This window comes from Congregibacter variabilis (assembly GCF_045689235.1).
Lineage (GTDB): Bacteria > Pseudomonadota > Gammaproteobacteria > Pseudomonadales > Halieaceae > Congregibacter > Congregibacter variabilis.
On the sequence record NZ_CP136864.1, the window covers coordinates 889,118 to 905,896 of the forward strand.

General features: G+C 55.6%; 17 protein-coding genes. 6 read left to right on the plus strand and 11 right to left on the minus strand.

Going from position 1 to position 16,779, the window contains the following annotated elements; all coding sequences use genetic code 11:
• Positions 1-71: 71 nt before the first annotated feature.
• The 5 genes from R0135_RS04035 to R0135_RS04055 all read right to left on the minus strand — a co-directional run bounded on the left by R0135_RS04035 (position 72) and on the right by R0135_RS04055 (position 5,619).
• Complete coding sequence (locus R0135_RS04035; protein WP_407348967.1) at positions 72-1,208, minus strand: acyl-CoA dehydrogenase family protein; 1,137 nt, start codon at positions 1,206-1,208, stop codon at positions 72-74.
• A gap of 27 nt (positions 1,209-1,235) precedes the next feature.
• Positions 1,236-2,471 (minus strand): acyl-CoA dehydrogenase family protein, encoded by a 1,236-nt coding sequence (locus tag R0135_RS04040; RefSeq protein ID WP_407348968.1) that lies wholly within the window; start codon positions 2,469-2,471, stop codon positions 1,236-1,238.
• Positions 2,472-2,532: 61 nt separating this feature from the next.
• Positions 2,533-3,951, minus strand: a complete 1,419-nt coding sequence (locus R0135_RS04045) for an amidohydrolase (protein ID WP_407348969.1) — start codon at positions 3,949-3,951, stop codon at positions 2,533-2,535.
• A gap of 91 nt (positions 3,952-4,042) precedes the next feature.
• The gene (locus tag R0135_RS04050; protein ID WP_407348970.1) at positions 4,043-5,302 is read right to left on the minus strand and encodes a valine--pyruvate transaminase; all 1,260 of its coding nucleotides are present in this window, start codon (positions 5,300-5,302) and stop codon (positions 4,043-4,045) included.
• A 92-nt stretch (positions 5,303-5,394) separates the two neighbouring features.
• Positions 5,395-5,619 (minus strand): SlyX family protein, encoded by a 225-nt coding sequence (locus tag R0135_RS04055; RefSeq protein ID WP_407348971.1) that lies wholly within the window; start codon positions 5,617-5,619, stop codon positions 5,395-5,397.
• Positions 5,620-5,681: 62 nt separating this feature from the next.
• Between R0135_RS04055 and R0135_RS04060 the strand changes: the two genes are divergently transcribed.
• Complete coding sequence (locus R0135_RS04060; protein WP_407348972.1) at positions 5,682-6,050, plus strand: stress response translation initiation inhibitor YciH; 369 nt, start codon at positions 5,682-5,684, stop codon at positions 6,048-6,050.
• Between the two features lie 353 nt (positions 6,051-6,403).
• Positions 6,404-6,823, plus strand: coding sequence for a hypothetical protein (locus R0135_RS04065; RefSeq protein ID WP_407348973.1), 420 nt, complete (start codon positions 6,404-6,406; stop codon positions 6,821-6,823).
• Here the strand turns inward: R0135_RS04065 and R0135_RS04070 are convergent.
• Genes R0135_RS04070 through R0135_RS04080 form a run of 3 tightly spaced genes read right to left on the minus strand, consistent with a single transcriptional unit; the run spans position 6,788 to position 10,008 of the window.
• Positions 6,788-7,432, minus strand: a complete 645-nt coding sequence (locus R0135_RS04070; protein ID WP_407348974.1) for a TIGR04282 family arsenosugar biosynthesis glycosyltransferase — start codon at positions 7,430-7,432, stop codon at positions 6,788-6,790. The genes R0135_RS04065 and R0135_RS04070 overlap by 36 nt on opposite strands.
• 1 nt (position 7,433) lies before the next feature.
• Entirely contained in the window at positions 7,434-8,126 is a 693-nt protein-coding gene (locus tag R0135_RS04075) for a TIGR04283 family arsenosugar biosynthesis glycosyltransferase (RefSeq protein ID WP_407348975.1), read from the minus strand.
• Positions 8,127-8,139: 13 nt separating this feature from the next.
• Positions 8,140-10,008 carry a transglycosylase SLT domain-containing protein gene (locus R0135_RS04080; RefSeq protein ID WP_407348976.1) on the minus strand — a complete coding sequence of 623 codons (1,869 nt, stop codon included), beginning with the start codon at positions 10,006-10,008 and terminating at the stop codon, positions 8,140-8,142.
• Positions 10,009-10,135: 127 nt separating this feature from the next.
• Between R0135_RS04080 and R0135_RS04085 the strand changes: the two genes are divergently transcribed.
• Positions 10,136-11,203 (plus strand): DUF481 domain-containing protein, encoded by a 1,068-nt coding sequence (locus tag R0135_RS04085; protein ID WP_407348977.1) that lies wholly within the window; start codon positions 10,136-10,138, stop codon positions 11,201-11,203.
• Here R0135_RS04085 and R0135_RS04090 read toward each other — a convergent pair whose 3' ends face one another.
• Complete coding sequence (locus R0135_RS04090; protein WP_407348978.1) at positions 11,204-11,434, minus strand: hypothetical protein; 231 nt, start codon at positions 11,432-11,434, stop codon at positions 11,204-11,206. It abuts the gene before it with no gap.
• A gap of 1 nt (position 11,435) precedes the next feature.
• Entirely contained in the window at positions 11,436-12,341 is a 906-nt protein-coding gene (locus R0135_RS04095; protein WP_407348979.1) for a VOC family protein, read from the minus strand.
• Between the two features lie 120 nt (positions 12,342-12,461).
• Here R0135_RS04095 and R0135_RS04100 point away from each other — a divergent pair, with 120 nt between their 5' ends.
• Together R0135_RS04100 and R0135_RS04105 are read left to right on the plus strand one after the other, a co-directional pair.
• Entirely contained in the window at positions 12,462-13,469 is a 1,008-nt protein-coding gene (locus R0135_RS04100) for a D-cysteine desulfhydrase (RefSeq protein WP_407348980.1), read from the plus strand.
• A 27-nt stretch (positions 13,470-13,496) separates the two neighbouring features.
• On the plus strand, positions 13,497-14,234 hold the full coding sequence (locus tag R0135_RS04105) for an aspartate/glutamate racemase family protein (protein WP_407348981.1): 738 nt from the start codon (positions 13,497-13,499) through the stop codon (positions 14,232-14,234).
• Positions 14,235-14,274: 40 nt separating this feature from the next.
• Here the strand turns inward: R0135_RS04105 and R0135_RS04110 are convergent, their stop codons facing one another.
• A complete protein-coding gene (locus tag R0135_RS04110; protein WP_407348982.1) occupies positions 14,275-15,162 on the minus strand; it encodes a creatininase family protein in 888 nt (295 codons plus the stop codon).
• Between the two features lie 229 nt (positions 15,163-15,391).
• Between R0135_RS04110 and R0135_RS04115 the strand changes: the two genes are divergently transcribed.
• Positions 15,392-16,711 carry a cytochrome c gene (locus R0135_RS04115; protein WP_407348983.1) on the plus strand — a complete coding sequence of 440 codons (1,320 nt, stop codon included), beginning with the start codon at positions 15,392-15,394 and terminating at the stop codon, positions 16,709-16,711.
• Positions 16,712-16,779: the final 68 nt, after the last annotated feature.

Below are 16,779 nucleotides of genomic sequence, written 5' to 3' on the forward strand. Positions count from 1 at the left end.
GATAAGCGCAAGGGTGCCATAGCCAACCAGCAGTGCAATTGCGATGAACCCTGCAGTTTTCCAGGTCATCGTTACGCTGCTGCGTCTATGTCTTGCCGATCAACCAGCAAATCTGCAAGTGCAGCGCGATGCCAGGAAGCGTCACCCCACAGGAGCTGGCTGTGCTTTTGGCGCTTGAAGTAGAGATGGACAAAGCACTCCCAGGTAAACCCTATTCCCCCATGCATCTGTACGGTTCGCCCGGAGGCAAATGCCGCCGTATCGCTGGCAGACGCTTTAGCCATGTGCGCTAGCTCCCGGGCGCGCTCAGGCTCATGGTCCAGGGCGCAGGCCGCGCTATACACAAGCGACTTGCTTTCATCGATGGCTATCATGACGTTAACCAGGTCATGCTTTACTGCCTGAAAGAAGCCCAGAGACCGGTCGAACTGCTTACGCTGCTGCGCATACTCGACGGTAGTCTGCAGCAGCCACTCGGCCGCCCCCACCATGTCGGCGCTAATCAACATCCACATAGCCGGCAGGGCCGCCTCCCAGGCCGCAGCGGCATCAGCATCAATTCGCTGGGCAGCGACATCATTAAAGCTAACCCTCGCCTGATCCCGCGTTAGATCAATGATCGCGTCCTGACGAATCTCGACGCCCTCGGCGTCACAGGCGACCCAGAATAACGCGGGATGCCCATTGTCCAGCGCCATAACCAGCAGGTGATCACACTTGCCCGCGTCCTGAACAAAACAAGCAAGCCCCTGCAGTTTCCCATCTACCACCTGAACCGCACCCGGCGTTGAATCACCAGAGGCGCCCATCACCGCAATCGTGGCAGCAGACCCTTCTGCTATTGCCGCCAAAGCGGACTCTCCGGCGTCTTTACACGCTGCGAGTACCGCCGTGGTCTGCAAAGTACTCAACAAGGGTGACGGAAACGCAGCGCGGCCGTTCTCTTCAAGTAGTGCAGCAACGGCAACCCAGGGAAGACCCACACCACCCGCACTCTCCGGCACCGCCAGCGACGTCCAGCCCAGCGCCACCATTTCGTCCCACAATTCCTTTCGCCACTTCACTTCTGGCGCTCGCTCAGGTACGTAGGCGTCGGCTACCAGCGCATGCAATTGATCAACGGGCAGTTTCTCGGCAAAGAAACGCCGCGCACCGTCTTTGAGCATCCCGGCTTCTTCTTCAAAGCCGTAGTTCTTGGGTTGAGCCACAGTTATCTCCTTATGTCGCCGAGCAATCTACTTCGACTTGGCGAGTCCTAAAACTCGCTCGCCTAGAATATTTCGTTGAATTTCGCTGGTACCTGCGGCGATGGTCATACCGTAGGAGTTCATATAAGCGAGCGGCCATTGACCACGCGCAGGAGCATTCTCATCGGCCAGATAAAGACTGGCCGCGGGACCTTCAACTTCCAGCGCAAGGGCGGCCGTGTCCTGAGCAATCTCAGATGCCAGCAACTTGTTTTGCAAAGGCAAACGCATAGGATGGTCCGTAAGTGCGGGAACGCGCGCACGACGTTGATGTTCCTTCAGCGCCTCTTCGCGAATCAATTGCCGGACCATACGATCTCTGAGCAGGGGGTCGTCAGAAGCCCGCCCTGCACCACGAACCGTGTTACTGGCCAGTTCCATAACATTGCGAGCACTGATGGACAGGGAGCTCTTACTTTTGAGGCCTCCGGCACGCGGTGTCACCAGCTCACCGGCGCCACGCTCGTGTAGCAGCGTGGTCATAGCCACCTGCCAGCCCTTGCCCAGCTCATCCAAACGGTAGCTGTCGTCCACTTCCAGATCTTCAAACAGCACTTCGTTAAAGCCCGTTTCGCCGGTCATTTTGATCAGCGGCCGCACCGTTACGCCTTTACCCAGCGCTGAAGCAATAGGCACCACAAAGTACGACAGGCCCTCGTACTTATGCCCCTTATCCGTACGCAAAAGAATAATCATCCACTCGGCGAAGTGCGCCAAACTGGTCCACACCTTGTGGCCGTTGATGACCCACTTGTCTCCCTTGCGTTCGGCAAAGGTTTGCACGTTTGCCAGATCAGAGCCCGCACCAGGCTCACTAAACCCCTGGCACCAGATGTCTTCGCCAGAGAACAGCCTGGGCAACAAGCGCTGCTTTAACGCTTCGTTGGCATGATAAAAAACCGTTGGTGCGGCCATCCCCAGACCAATGACGTTGGGGTAGTAAGGCGTACGCGCCGCCACCAGTTCCTCGTTTGCCACTCGCTGGCAGTCTTTTCGACCGCCCCCACCGACTTCCTTTGGATAATCACAGCCCACAAGTCCGGCGTCATAGGCTGACTTCTGCCAGCTCTGGAGATACTCCATCTGCTCGGAGGTCATGATTTCTAGCGGAGACAGTGGCAGCCGTACCGACGGCTCACCCGGGTGATTCTTCGCTATCCATTCTTTGCAGTAGCTTCGAAATTCAGCCTGCTCTGCATTGTCTTTGCGTTCACTATCCGACATTTAGCAATCCTCGTTCGCTCTTAACGTTGGCTATGCTGAAACCACAGCGATAACACGCAGTTTATTTGCGGTAGTTCAGTGCTGGCTCGCGATCGCCCAGTAGTGCCTCATATTCAAAATCACCTCCGCGGCGCTCTTCGAACTCTGCCCGGGCAGCATCTCGAAGGGCTTTATCGCTGTACATCTTTACCGCCGCACTGCTGAGCGCTTTGGCCGCTAAATTAGCGCCTTGAAAACCTACCGAGGTTCCCGCTGCAGCGACAGCCTGCCAGCTGTGGCCTGCAGTACCGGGTACATAGCCGGCAATACTTGCACCCACGGTAGGCACGGCAATAGATACGTCTCCAACGTCCGTAGATCCATAACCAAGGGAGACACTGTAGGGCTGTATCTCACCCTGAGAACCTAAACTCAGCGATGGATCATCAAAGCTCTCATAGATAGTCTCGGCAAAGCGCTGCTCTTCATCGCTGTACTCAATACCGCCAATATCGCGCAATGTGGCGTCCATCATCTTATGCAGTGTCTCATTGACCAGCACCGGATGATTCCCGTGGATAATCTCCACTTCCAGATTCGTTCCCGTGCCCTGTGCAGCACCACGCGCCGCTGCCTCAAGCCGCTCCCACAATGACCTAACGGTCTTTGCCTCTGGATGACGGAGGTAGTAAAAAACTTCCGCATAATCAGGAACCACATTCGGCGCATTACCACCGGAGGTGATTACATAATGAATGCGCGTCTGTTGCGGTACATGTTCGCGCATCATGTTGACCATATAGTTCATAGCCTCCACGCCATCCAGCGCTGATCGCCCGCGCTCTGGTGCACCTGCTGCATGGGCTGACACACCTCTAAAGCGAAACTTTGCTGAGCGATTTGCCAGGGTCGTGCGCGCCGCCGCCGAATTACGATCCGAGGGATGCCAATGCATAGCGAAGTCCACATCATCGAAGAGCCCTGCTCGTACCATGTAGACTTTACCGCTGCCGCCCTCTTCGGCAGGTGTTCCGTAGAAACGAATCGTCCCGGGGGTACCCGTGCTGGCCAGCCATTCCTTCACGGCAATTGCCGCTGCCGCCGAGCCGGCACCAAACAGATTGTGCCCGCAGGCGTGACCGGCTGCTTTTGTTTCAATAAGGCTTCTGGTGGGTACGGAATCCTGAGTAATGCCGGGAAGAGCGTCAAACTCACCGAGAATTGCGATCACCGGTCCGCCGTCGCCATAGCTTGCGACAAACGCCGTGGGGATATCAGCGACGCCGCTCTCTACTTTAAATCCCGCAGCCGCCAATTGATTCTGCAACAGCTCGCTGCTGCGAGTTTCCTGATAACCAACTTCGGCAAACTCCCAAAGAGATCTCGCGGTCTGCGCCGTTTGTTCGTAATTGGCATTGAGCCAGTCAAGGTGTGCAGAATTTTGTGCGGTCGCTACTGTGCTTAATGCTGTCAGTAACAGACCGAGGGCTAACTTTTGCATCTAGCATTCTCCATTATTGGTTTTTATTGCAGCTCACCGCCGCTATTTTAAATCATTCGGACTTACTAAAATTTGCCTCCACCACCGCCCTTCATGCCGCAGTGGCGTAGATTTTGTGAAGCTCCTCCATAATCAGTGCGATTCCCGCCTCGATTGTTTGCCTATCGCCTGCGTACGATATTCGCAAACACTCCCGGCTATGCGGCCAATGGTCCTCACTGCCAATGAAAAAGTCGTTCCCGGGCAACACGATAACGCCGCGCTGCTTCAGGCGCTGGTAAAGCGCGAAGCTGTCGATGGGTAAATTCTCGCACCACAACCATAAGAAAAATGCGCCCTCGGGCTTATGAATCCAAACCGGTAAGTCGCCACGGCCCGCCTCTACCGCGCGCACCGCAAGTTCTCGACGCTCCCTATAATAAGGTTGTATCTGTTGACGACAAAGCTGCAGCAGTGATCCGTCATCAAAGGAGCCCCGAAGCAACTGCGGACCAAGGGTACCGCAGGCAAGACTGACCACTGTGTTAGCTCGAGAAAAGGCCTGGGCGATCTTTGGACTCGCCACGACTATTCCACTGCGCACTCCGGGCAGCCCCAATTTGGACAGACTCAGCATCAGGACGCTGTTGTCATTCCAAAATGCTGTGGCGGACTCATCTATCAACGCTGGAAACGGCTGGCCGTAGGCGCCGTCAATAATTAAGGGTATACCCCTGTCCTTGGCCAATCGATCCAGTTCTGCGACTTCAGAATCGGAAACAACGTTGCCCGTCGGATTACTGGGCCGCGACACACAAAGCGCAGCGACAGTCTCAGGGAGCTGTAACGCCTCAAAGTCGACGTGGTACTTGAACTGGCCTTGATCCAGTCGTTCGATGCGAGGCTTTGTTGCAGAAAAGAAGTTCTCGCTGAGGCCGATATCGCGATAACCGACATATTCCGGCGAGAGTGGTAGATGTATCTGGCGCGAACTGCCGTCAGAGGCTTCGCCGGCAAATAAATTGTAGAGCACAAAAAACGCAGACTGGCTGCCGTTGGCAAGGGCAATGTTCTCGGGACCTACGGACCACCCATATTCGCGCTGGAGAAACCGCGCCAACTCTTCACGAAAACCTCTGTCACCCTGCGGAGCCTGATAGACGCCCAGCAACTCATGACGCTGCTCCGGGTCTCCCGCGATAGCTGACAGACGATCCGAAAAAGCGGCCTGCACACTGTCTATGCGCCCCGGGTTTCCACCGCCCATAAAAAGCAGCGAAGGGTCATCGCTTAAGGCCGCACCAAGGTCCTCCATCAGACCACTGATACCGCTGTTGCCCGCAAATTTTTCGCCAAATCTGGAAAGCTGCATAGTGAATATCTACCTAAGCTTGCGGCGCTGCGCACAAACCGTGCTCATCATGTGTTCAGCCATTCAGTGCCAAATGAACGACGATGTAAAACTCAGTAATGCGGCGGTTTCTCCACCTCGGCTGCACCGTCTCGGTGACTGCCGTTTTCCCGCAGCGCGCGTAACTGCTCACCCAGCAGAGCAACCTGTCGCTGGAGCATCAAAATATCCTGCTGCTGGCTAGCAAGGGCATCATTGAGACGCTGGACACTATCGCCCTGAAAAGCTATTTCAGCTTGCAGGGTCGCAATTTCAGCGCTTGTTCGATCGTCGTTCACGGGGTTCACCACAGCACAAAGCGCTGTACCCTACACTGCCAGTCAACCAAGGAGCAACGTTCATGGGTCGCAATGGGCAAGGAAAATCACGGCCGGTTTACAGCACGGACAAAGGCAGGCTCTGCCCCGACTGCGGTGTCGTCAAAGCCGACTGTCGCTGCCGCCTGCTCCAGGGCGACACCCCCAAAGGCGACGGCATCATTCGTCTTAAGCGCGAGACCAAAGGTCGAGGGGGTAAGGCGGTGACTCTGGTAACCGGGCTTCCTGATGACCCGGCTCAATTAAAGGATCGGGCCAAAGCCCTTAAGCAGCGCTGCAGCGTGGGCGGTGCGGTTAAAGATGGCGTAATCGAGATCCAGGGTGACCAGCGAGAGCTCATAAAATCGGTGCTGGAAGCCGAAGGCTTCACTGTCAAATTCGCCGGGGGTTAGTCAAAACAGCATTAATTGATCAATTTTTAACCACTAAGGCGCTGCGGACCACAAAATTATCGTGATTAAAGCTATATGCGACCAAAAATAAGCCTATTTAGGAGCAAGTTCCAAAATCTACATAATAAAAACATCCTAAACCTCTAATTTATATTGGATATTTTTAAACACTATGGTAAAAATGACCTCAGAGCGAGGGAAAGGTCGCTTGGATAACGGTCACCGTAAGGGCTCTATCGGCAAAAGAGCTTAAACCGCGTCACGGCGCGACCTACAGTGATCGTCATAGCATGCAAACCGGTGATGAATTGCCGAAGAGCAATCACACCATGTTCCTGCGAGGAGCTTGCTATATGTACATCACAGCCGAACACCTGCGCGAGCAGGTCATTAAACCCACGCTGGAATATCTTGGCGAGTGGTCATCAGATGCTGAGCGGGAGTTGCTTGCAGCTGCCCTTCGCAAAGACGAAGTGGGCCTGTTCTCCCGGCGAGAGCCGGGATTGGGCTTGTTTCACATCACGTCGAGTCAACACAGGGATCTTTGGGATCGCTATTTGGCGTTTCGCCCAGACATTGCAAGCAGAGTGCGCGGTCTGGCGAGCCAGAGAGCCTTTTTGAGCAACCCCGACAGCGAGTTACAAACCAACCTCAGCTATTGCACCGCGATTGCCTGGCTCCTTTACCAACGTTCTCGTGTGCAAAGCGATGACTGGAAAGAATCCGCCAGCATGGGATTAGTTCAAAACACAGCTGTCGCTGCCCACGCCTGAACCCTGGTCATTCCGCCACCGCTGCAAGTCAGCGGGGGTATCAATGTCATAGAGCACGTCCAACAGCGCGTGACTGAGATTGGCTTTCTTTAAGCGCTGTTGCGTTTCATCAAGTACCTGCGCCCCGCCCCAGCTTATATCGTCGAACATTCCCTCACGCACACTCGTACAGGCTATCAGCACAAAACCACCATCTTCTGCGGGACCCAGAACCACCTGCGTCGACTCTAAGGCCTTGAATGCCGCTGCAAGGTAATCGCGGGACAACACCGGGCAGTCACTGCCAACGAGTACCACTGCTTGCGCGCGAGTCAAACCCTGAGCTAGCGCTGCATACATTCGCTCCCCAAGGTCAGCCCCCTGTTGCAGATACACCCCGGACATTCCCAGGCTCAAAGCTGCGGACAAAGTGAGATGCTCATCCAGTCGATCCAGCCAGAGCTCAGCCGGCCCAAACCCACAGGCCACGAGGGTGTTCGCGGTGTGTAGAAGCAGTTCCTCATGCACCGCACAGGCATCCCTGGCGGTCAGGGCTGTTTGCAGACGGGTTTTCACTTTCCCCGGCTCTGGATAGCGGGCAAATTGTTGGAGTAGACGCGTATCGGACACGCTAGCTTCCCCCAGAGCCAGGCACTGCGTGCTTACCGTAGTAATGCGCCCACAGACGCCTGGGCGATACGCCCAGCCAATACGCCAGACGCAGAACCCACATACGCATGATAGTGGCCCAGAGGCCCCGCTCATCCCAGCGTCGACCGCTGGACAGAACCTGAAGATTCAAGAGACCTCCGGCACCGCGAGAGCGCAGGCGTTTGCAGATATCTACGTCCTCCATAAGGGGGATCCTGCGAAAGCCCTCGACTTCCCTGAATAACTCCCGCTGCACAAACAAAAGCTGATCACCCGTAGCGACGTTGGTGAGACGAGAGCGTTGATTCATAAACGCACTAACCATCGGTAAACCCCGTGAATGCCCCTGCAAACTAATGTGGCAGAAGCCCCAACGGAGCTGATCATCTAACGCTGCGCGCAGCGTCGCCTCATCAAAGTCTGGCTGGGTATCGGCATGCAAAAACGCCAACCAGTCACCCTTTGCGCATGCGGCGCCAAGATTCATCTGCAACGCTCGACCCGGTTCTCCAAGCAGGATGCAGTCCGCCAGTCCCATCGCCGCAGCTACACTGCCGTCACTGCTACCCCCATCCACGACAATGAGCTCGCAGTCTGCAAAATCACGTCTCAATTGGCGCAGTAATACAGGCAGGCGAGACACTTCGTTCAGTGCCGGAATGACAAAACTCACCAATGGAGGTAACTCAGTAGCCAGAGGGTCGCTCCGCCTCGCCCATCAGCTGTGCTTTTTCTCCCAGGCGATAGTCAAAGACCACACTGTAGGCCAACACTGCCTTCACGTAGTCGCGGGTCTCGCGGTAGGGAATAGTTTCGATCCATGCATCCAGCGGTAATCCGTCACGGAGCCAGTTTTTCACTCGATTGGGACCTGCATTGTAGGCGGCCAAAGCCACAGCTCGGTTGCCGTCAAATCGCTCCAAAAGCTGACTGTAGTAAGCGCTGCCCAGCGTGATGTTGTATTCAACGTTGTCCAGCTTCTGCGTGCTCGCCGTCATGCCTACCTTTCGCGCCACAGACCGACCGGTGGCGGGCATGAGCTGCATTAATCCTCGTGCCCCCACGGGTGATCGCGCAGTGGGCGAAAACGCGCTCTCCCGCCGCGCAATAGCCATGAGTTCACTCACCGGCAATGATTGCGCTGCCGCTCGCTGATAAAAGTCGTCAACGAACGCCAGGGGAAAACGTAAATCCAGCGCGTCCCAGTGTCGCCCAGCATTCGCTGCGTCAATACTTAAACGATGCCAGCCCTGATCCTTGGCGATACGTGCAAAGGTCAATTGCTGCTCGTCATCAAGACGGCGTAAGGCATGTGCCCACTCCGTCTCTGCAAGGCGCGACTCGTCCAGAGCGACTAACTCATGTACCCGCCAAAGCGTATCTTGTGTCCAGCTCGGAAGGTCCTTGGCTGGCGTTGCTGACCCGGCGACGGGCGCATCCTGATAACTGTAGGGCAGGCCTACTCGATCCGCGCTGAGAAATCCGTAGTAACTCCGCTCTCTGGCCACGGTGCTAAACAGCAGCTGAGCATCCGCGTCGCGTCCTCGGGACTCCAGCGACCGCGCGTACCAATACCGCCAGGTCGCCTCTTCCTGAGCGGTGCCACTGAGCGCTATGAACAGCTGGTCGATGGCTTCCCAGTCCTGCTCAGCAATCGCCCAACGAAGACGGAGCTCAATAAGCTTATCGTCTGACCAAAGAGGCAAACCGTTATCAACCCAGCTTCTTACTGCTTCATCGCGCTCCAGCAAACCCCGAAAAGCTATCGCCGCGGTTACACGCTCGCTCTGCTCCTCACTCAAGGCTTCCTTGGGAAGGGCTTGAAATTGCTTTAGCGCACGCGCCGGGTCGTAGCGGGAATATCGCTCAAGCCCGAGAGTGACCACTTCCGCTCGAAACTCGGCATCCAAAGTTTTTGCCAGATCCACGCTTCGCTGCGGCTGACTGTAGCTGCGCCGAAGAGCAGTAAGCGCAGGCTGCAAATCAGGGCTCCCCAGGGAAGCGATATAACGCAGCAAGCCGCTCTCACGCGCCGCATAGGCCAAAGTGGCACGCTTCCATATCAATACGTCATTCAGTTCCCCGGCTGCCTGCCAGAGCGTAAACAAAGGGTCACAAGCATCATCTACCGAGCTTGACGACACCCACAGCCGACCCGCCAGCTCCCAGGCTTCACCCTCAGCGCCACGCGCGCGTTTTGCGCGGGCGTAATAACATCGCAGGTTTTCGCTACGAGGCTCACGAGAGGCGGCATTAAGGTAATCCCCCCAGCGGCGGCGCTTCCCCGTGGCCTCAAGATAACTGCCAAGGTAGCGGACCCCCAAAGGGCTTTGGCTCTGCTGATCAACGAAGCTTCGAGCTTGGTCCCCGGAGGTTACGGTAAGTCGACGCAGCAAACGCTCATAATCAAGATAAGGACTCAGAGGATATTCATCTAAAGCCTTGCGTTCGCGATCAAACGCTGCCCAGTTTCCCGCTTTGATCATTTTTTTTGCGTTCAGGAAACGCTCTCGATCATTTGCGAGGGATTCATCGCTGGAGGCTCCGTCAAACATTGACTGCGCTGGAGTCGACAGCAACAGCAACGACAGCGGTAAAACTGCAAGCAGGCGAATTTTAGGAGCCGATGACGTTAAACTTCGCCCCGACGCACATAACAATCGGTGAACGAAGTTGAAGACCTTGACGACGCTAGTTGCGCCTGACGATTGGCAGCTACAACGCATGGCTATGGTGATTTTGCTCCTGTCAGTCAGCATATGCCTGAGCAACCCGGCCGCCGCTCAGCGCAAAACCGATACTATCACTCTCTATAACGGAGACCGCATTACCGGTGAAATTAAATCTTTGCTCGGTGGGCGTTTAAGTTTTAACACGGATGCCATGGGCACTCTGGATATTGAGTGGAAGGAAATCGCGAGCATAGACTCTAACTACAACTACGAGCTGCGTCTGGATAACGGTCAACGTTTTTACGGCAGCGTTAAGCCTGGCTCTATTGCCGGCACCGTAGCGCTGGAGGATGTCTTTGGAGAGAAGAGCTTTGGCTGGCAGGAAGTGGTAGAAATTCGTCCGGTAGAAGAAACCTTTATAGACCGCATCGATATTTATGTCGCGGCTAACTATGCATTCACAAAAGCCAGTGGCGTTGCCCAGACCGAGCTTAGAGCAGACGTTTCTTATGAGGACGAAAAAACGCTCAATGCCTTCACCAGTCGAGTCACGGTATCCGACACCGATGAAGAGGCAACCAGCAGCTCTCGAATCAATGTGTCACGCAAGGCTTGGGTAGACCGCGCCGCTAATTACCGCCTGGTATTTGGCGGTTATGAAAGTAATGACGAGCTGGGCTTGGACTATCGTCTATCTCTCGGCGCGGGTATGGGACGTTACTTCGTGGAAACGCCCCGCAGCGAACTCATTGGGAGCATGTCCCTGCAGGGGCTGGAAGAGCGAAGCATTGGTGGCGACACGCAAGAAAGCATTGAGGGCGTACTCACCCTCGGTTATTCCCGCTGGCGCTTTGATTCGCCAGAGTTAAAACTCAAGTTCGACGCGTCTGTTTACCCATCGCTCACCGAAAGCGGACGCGTGCGCGCGGACTCCACCGCGACCTTGCGCTGGGAAATGATCAGTGATCTGTTTTGGGATTTCAGTGCCTGGGGGAGCTATGACAACTCAACGGTAGAAGTCGACGCCGCCGGCAGTTTTGACTGGGGCGTCACCACCGGCGTGGGTTGGAGCTTTTAGTCAGCGAATCCGTCCACCGACCGAAATACTGGTGTGCATCCTGGGCTGCCCCCAGCCGCCGTAACCACCGTAGTATCCGCCGTATCCGCCGTATCCCGAGGATACTCCGACACTGCCGTAGATCTGGGGGTCATCACAGCCACTGAGCGATAAGACCGATCCCACAAGTATGGCTGTCGCCACGGCTCGCAGTGGGCGCCCACGAAGTCCTGTTTGTCCTAATCTTCGCACCTTATAAATCCTCTATCAGGGGCTGGTCGCTACCCCAGGTTTGCAGCGCTATGGGCGCGCCCGATGGTCCCGCAATGACCGACACATAACCGCCCGCCGGCCTCGGCATGGCAGGCACGAGGACCTGACCGCCCACTTCAGGGATGCGCAGTAGTAACTGCTTCAGCCGATCAATGCTTTCAACTCTCAAGTAAGGCATCCACAGCGAAGGCATTTGTGGATCCGGGAGGCTACGAATTCCGGCTCGGGTTAATTTGTCACTGCGCAGCACACGAAAATCGATCTCACTGCCGTCTGCCCGCTCACCGCTGTGAGCCACTGCCTCCAAACTGCCAAGCTTTGCATACAGCTTAGTGGCCTGCGATACATCGGATGTCCAAAGCTCGTGCCACAAAAACGCGCCCTCCTGGGGTAGCGATTCACTATCCTGAGGATCACCTGACGGGGTGGTCAGCGTTGCAAAATGCGCTCCCTGAGCATCGGTAAAGACAGCGATCACTCCCCGATCGCCAATTGACACCGGCTCTCGAAGCACCCGCCCACCCGCATCTGTGACAACTTGCACAGCGGCATGAGCATCAGCGACAGAAATCACAGACATCCACTGAGAAATATCTTGCTGTGCTGCTAAACCAGACTGCTCTACCATGCCGGCAATAGGCGTCCCATCCAGGCTGATCACCCAGTAGTTGGCCCCCAGAAGCTCCAATGAGCGAAACTCCCAGCCAAAAAGCGCGCCGTAAAATGTCTCAGTTCCCTTGGGGTCATCCGATATCAGATCGTGCCAGATAAACTTGCCGGTGCGCCGATTGCCATCCGTATCACTGCTCACCGCAGGCAGGTTGTATGTGATAGACGAGCAGGCCGCGAGAACAAGGCCCAAAATCAGGGTAATCAGTCGTTGCACAACTACAGTCTCTTCGTTGAAAGGCCGATATTATAGCTTGGCCACAGGCACAATGGCCCCGCCTCTAGTCTTTATGTACCCTTGCCTACCTCAAATGACCCAGCCAACGAGAGCAACAGCATGCACTTAGCCCGTTTTCCACGTCTGCATTTTGCGCACCTGCCCACCCCTCTGGAGCCGCTCAAAAACCTGTCTCGCGAACTTGACGGTCCCAATATCTGGATTAAGCGCGACGACTGCACGGGGTTGGCCGGAGGCGGCAACAAGACTCGTAAGCTTGAGTTTCTCATGGCCGAGGCTGAGCAGCAGGGTGCCGACACCATCATTACCCAGGGTGCTACCCAATCCAACCATGCCCGGCAAACCGCAGCCATCGCCACAAAGATGGGCATGGCCTGCGAAGTGCTACTCGAAGACAGAACGGGAAGCCTCGACGACGACTATAAGCATAACGGCAACGTGCTTTTAGACGTATTGTTTAAAGCAAGGCTGCATCGCTACGCCGGCGGCACAGATATGAACGCCGCCATGGAAGAACTCGCAGAGCAACTGCGGGGCGACAGCAAAAAACCGTACATCATTCCAGGGGGTGGCTCGAATCCTGTAGGTGCCCTGGGATATGTGCATTGCGCGATGGAGTTGCTCTACCAGGCAGATACGGCGGGATTACGTATGGATCTGGTGGTTCATGGAACGGGCAGCGCCGGAACCCAGGCTGGTCTGGTCACCGGCTTTGCCGGCAGTAACAGTCAAGTGCCTGTATTGGGCATTGGCGTTCGCGCTCCCAAGCCGCTGCAGGAAGAGAATGTATTTAAGCTCGCCGAGCGCACTGCCGACCTCCTGGGGATACCCGGGGCCATCGCGCGCGAGCAGGTACAGGCCAACTGCGACTACGTCGGTGAGGGCTACGGCATACCAACGCCAGAGACCATCGAGGCTATCGAGCTGTTCGCCCGCAGCGAGAGCATTCTTCTGGATCCTGTTTACTCGGGCAAAGGCGCCGCAGGCCTTATCGATCTCATTCGTAAGGGACATTACACAAAGGACCAAAACATCGTGTTTATCCATACAGGCGGTAGTCAGGCGCTCTTCGCCTATCGCGATGCCTTCGGCTACGATCCCGTATGAGTGTGTTACCAGACAAGCGTCGATTATATGAAGACCAGTAAAACCGTCGGTATTATGGGAGGCATGGGGCCGGCCGCAACGGTAGACCTTATGCAGCGCATCATCGCGGCGACGCCCGCCGCCGATGACGATGATCATATCCGCATGCTGGTCGACAATAATCCCAAGGTTCCATCGCGGATGAAGGCGCTCATCGAAAAAACAGGGCCCAGTCCGCTTCCGATGCTGCGTGCCATGGCCGGGCAACTTTCGGAGCAAGGCGCAGATCTGCTCGTCATGCCCTGCAATACGGCGCACCACTACTATGCTGAACTGTCGGCAAGCGTTGACATCCCCTTTCTGAACATTATGGCGCTGGTCTCCGCGCACATTGCGGACCGTCAGCCCGGCTTTGCCCGGGTAGGCCTGCTCGCCTCGTCGGCTTTATCGCAGATCCGGCTTTATGAACCCTGGTTCGAATCCCAGGGTGCAGAAATCGTTTATCCCACCTCGGAAAAACAAAATGCCTTAATGGAGCTCATCATCGCCGTGAAAGCCAACGCCGGCGAACAACTGGGCTACGCTGCACTGCAGGAATGTGCGGACGCTCTAAAAGCGCAGAACGTCGACTGCCTGGTGATTGCCTGCACTGAACTGTCCGTAGTGGCAACAAAATTTCAAACAGATTTACCATGCTATGACGCGGCAGACATACTGGCGCATGAAGTCGTCAAACAGGCGATGGACTGCACGACAATTGAGCCCAAAGAACCGACCGCCAGCTAACAGCTCATGTAACGCGCCATCGCTACGTCCCTAGGGGCTACTACTGCCCGGCAATAGCACTAATTATCGCATCCACCGTAAGCGCTGCACGAAACTCAATCATTTGCTGGCCGAGCGCTACCGTATCCTCAAGCGGGGTTATGGGCACTCCGTTGATCGAGGCCCGATCAGCTCGCACGCGCTCCTCAAATCGCACCTGCGCCGGATCCGTAACCATCATCATGGCCGTGACCCAGATGTCATCGTGATAACCATCCTTGCGTGTTTGCTCTACGCCAAGCTCAGTTCTCGTAAAATTTTCTGTCGCTTCCCAGCCGGGCTTGTAGAACGCTTTAATGAAATGAACGCGAACCGGCTGCTCCGCCCAGCTTTCATTTAGTTTGGCAGCGACGGTTTGCATACCCTTCTGGTTACCTCCACTGTCCCCGATCATTACGATATTAGTGAAGCCCGATTGCTTCAGACTCATTGCAATGTCGGTGAGCAGGGCCTCGTAAGTGCTCGCACTGAGACTGATGGATCCGGGAAACCGCATGGCTTTGGTGGGAGGGTCTATATCGCCCTCGGGCACAAATTTTACAATCGGCGCGCACAAGGCGTTTCCCAAAAGTCTGGCAATGGCAGGGCAACTCGCCTCGAGTATGACATTGTGTTTTCCCGTAGCCAGATAAGGGCCATTTTCCTCCACGCCCCCGGTAGGGATAATCACTGTCGTATGTCCTGCCGCCACGAGGTCTCGAACCTCCATCCAGGTCAACTCTTCAAGCCAGTAGGACTGCCTGGCATCGATGGGTCTCTTCGCGCTGAGCTTAGCCGCGTAAGCATCTTCGATTTTGGGTAAGGTATTGCTCACGCTCTGTGCAGCAACCCCCGTGACCACGCACAATAGCGTCGCAAAAAGCAGCCCACCGGTTGATGGTTTTGGCATTAAATCCTCCACTGAAATAGAAAAAAGCATTGGCTGAGCCCTGGCCGATGCTACCTGAAAACCCGACAAGGCTGTTATGCGCTACCTATAAGTTCATGCATAGGCTCCGCCTGTCATCAGCGAAACTTGACAGCGATGCGCTGTTCGCCGGTAATGGCACCCAAGCGACTGCTCCCGTGCCTGAGACCAGAAATAGTCTCTCGCTCTCCCGCGCAGCAGTCACATCACTATGAACCAACGTCGAGTCTCTTTATTGATGAGTTTGCCCCGCGCTATCGCTGTATTGACGCTTGTTGTACTCATTGCATCGTTCGTCTTTGTTGTTGTGTTGCAGCCAACCATGGACACGGGTTCCGGTCCCATCGCACAGCCCTCGTCAGATGCAAATGCACTCATACAGCGCGGAGAGTATCTCGCTTTAGCGGGTAATTGTGCGAGCTGTCATACGGCGGCCGGCGGCGAGTACATGGCCGGAGGTCTTGCTTTTGATACGCCCTTTGGCGTCATCTACTCCACCAACATCACAGCCGATACTGCGACGGGAATAGGTAGCTGGAGTGATCGGGATTTTCTAAACTCCATGCGCCATGGCGTTCGCGCCAACGGCGATCATCTTTATCCGGTGTTTCCCTACACCGCCTTTACACAAATCAATAACGACGATCTCGCCGCCCTTTACGCATACCTTATGAGCGTGCCGGCGGTGACTCGTGAAAATCGAGACAACGACATCAGCTTCCCATTCAATATGCGCTCTCTCATGGCGTTCTGGAAACTGATGTTCTTTAAGCCCGGTGCCTTTGAAGCAAACGACCAGGAATCCGAAGAATGGAATCGCGGGGCCTACCTGGTAGAGGCGCTCGCTCATTGCAGCGCCTGCCACACACCGCGCAACATACTTGGCGCAGAGCAAGAGCGCATGAAGATGGCCGGCGGCGAGTACAGTGACACGGTAGCGCCCGGGGTAAGTAGACCCTGGTCTGCGCCTAACCTTACCGCATCGACTCGCGGGCTGGGGACCTGGTCAGAAGATGACCTGACGGCTTACCTGAAAACCGCAAGGAACGATTTCCTGGAGTCCTTTGGGCCCATGAATGAGGTCATCATGCACAGCACACGACACATGTCCGACGACGACATTCAGGCCATGGCTGTCTATTTAAAGGCGCTTCCGACGATCGAGCCCCCCGAGCCTGTTGAGCCCGACAGCATCATAGTCCTGGGTCGAGGCAGAACCATTTACAACCTGCATTGTGGCACCTGTCACCTGCCTACCGGAGAGGGAGATCCCGAAATGGCCCCAAGACTCAATAAAGGCAGTCTTGTAGCACAGGCTGACAACCCCGCATCAATGATCAATGTAATCCTCTACGGCCCTGAGGCTCCAAAACCGGCATTGAGCCCGAAGTGGCGCGAAGCTATGGAGGAGTTTCAATACATTTTGGACGATGATGAGGTATCTGCGGTCGCGACATTTATTCGTCATTCCTGGGATAACCATGCGGGTACCGTGACACCCGAACAGGTTGCCAGGCAACGCTGGGAGTAATTTTGAACATCGCAAACGAGAACGGCAAAACCATCAGCAGTGCTATCATTGAGCACCACGTCGGTATG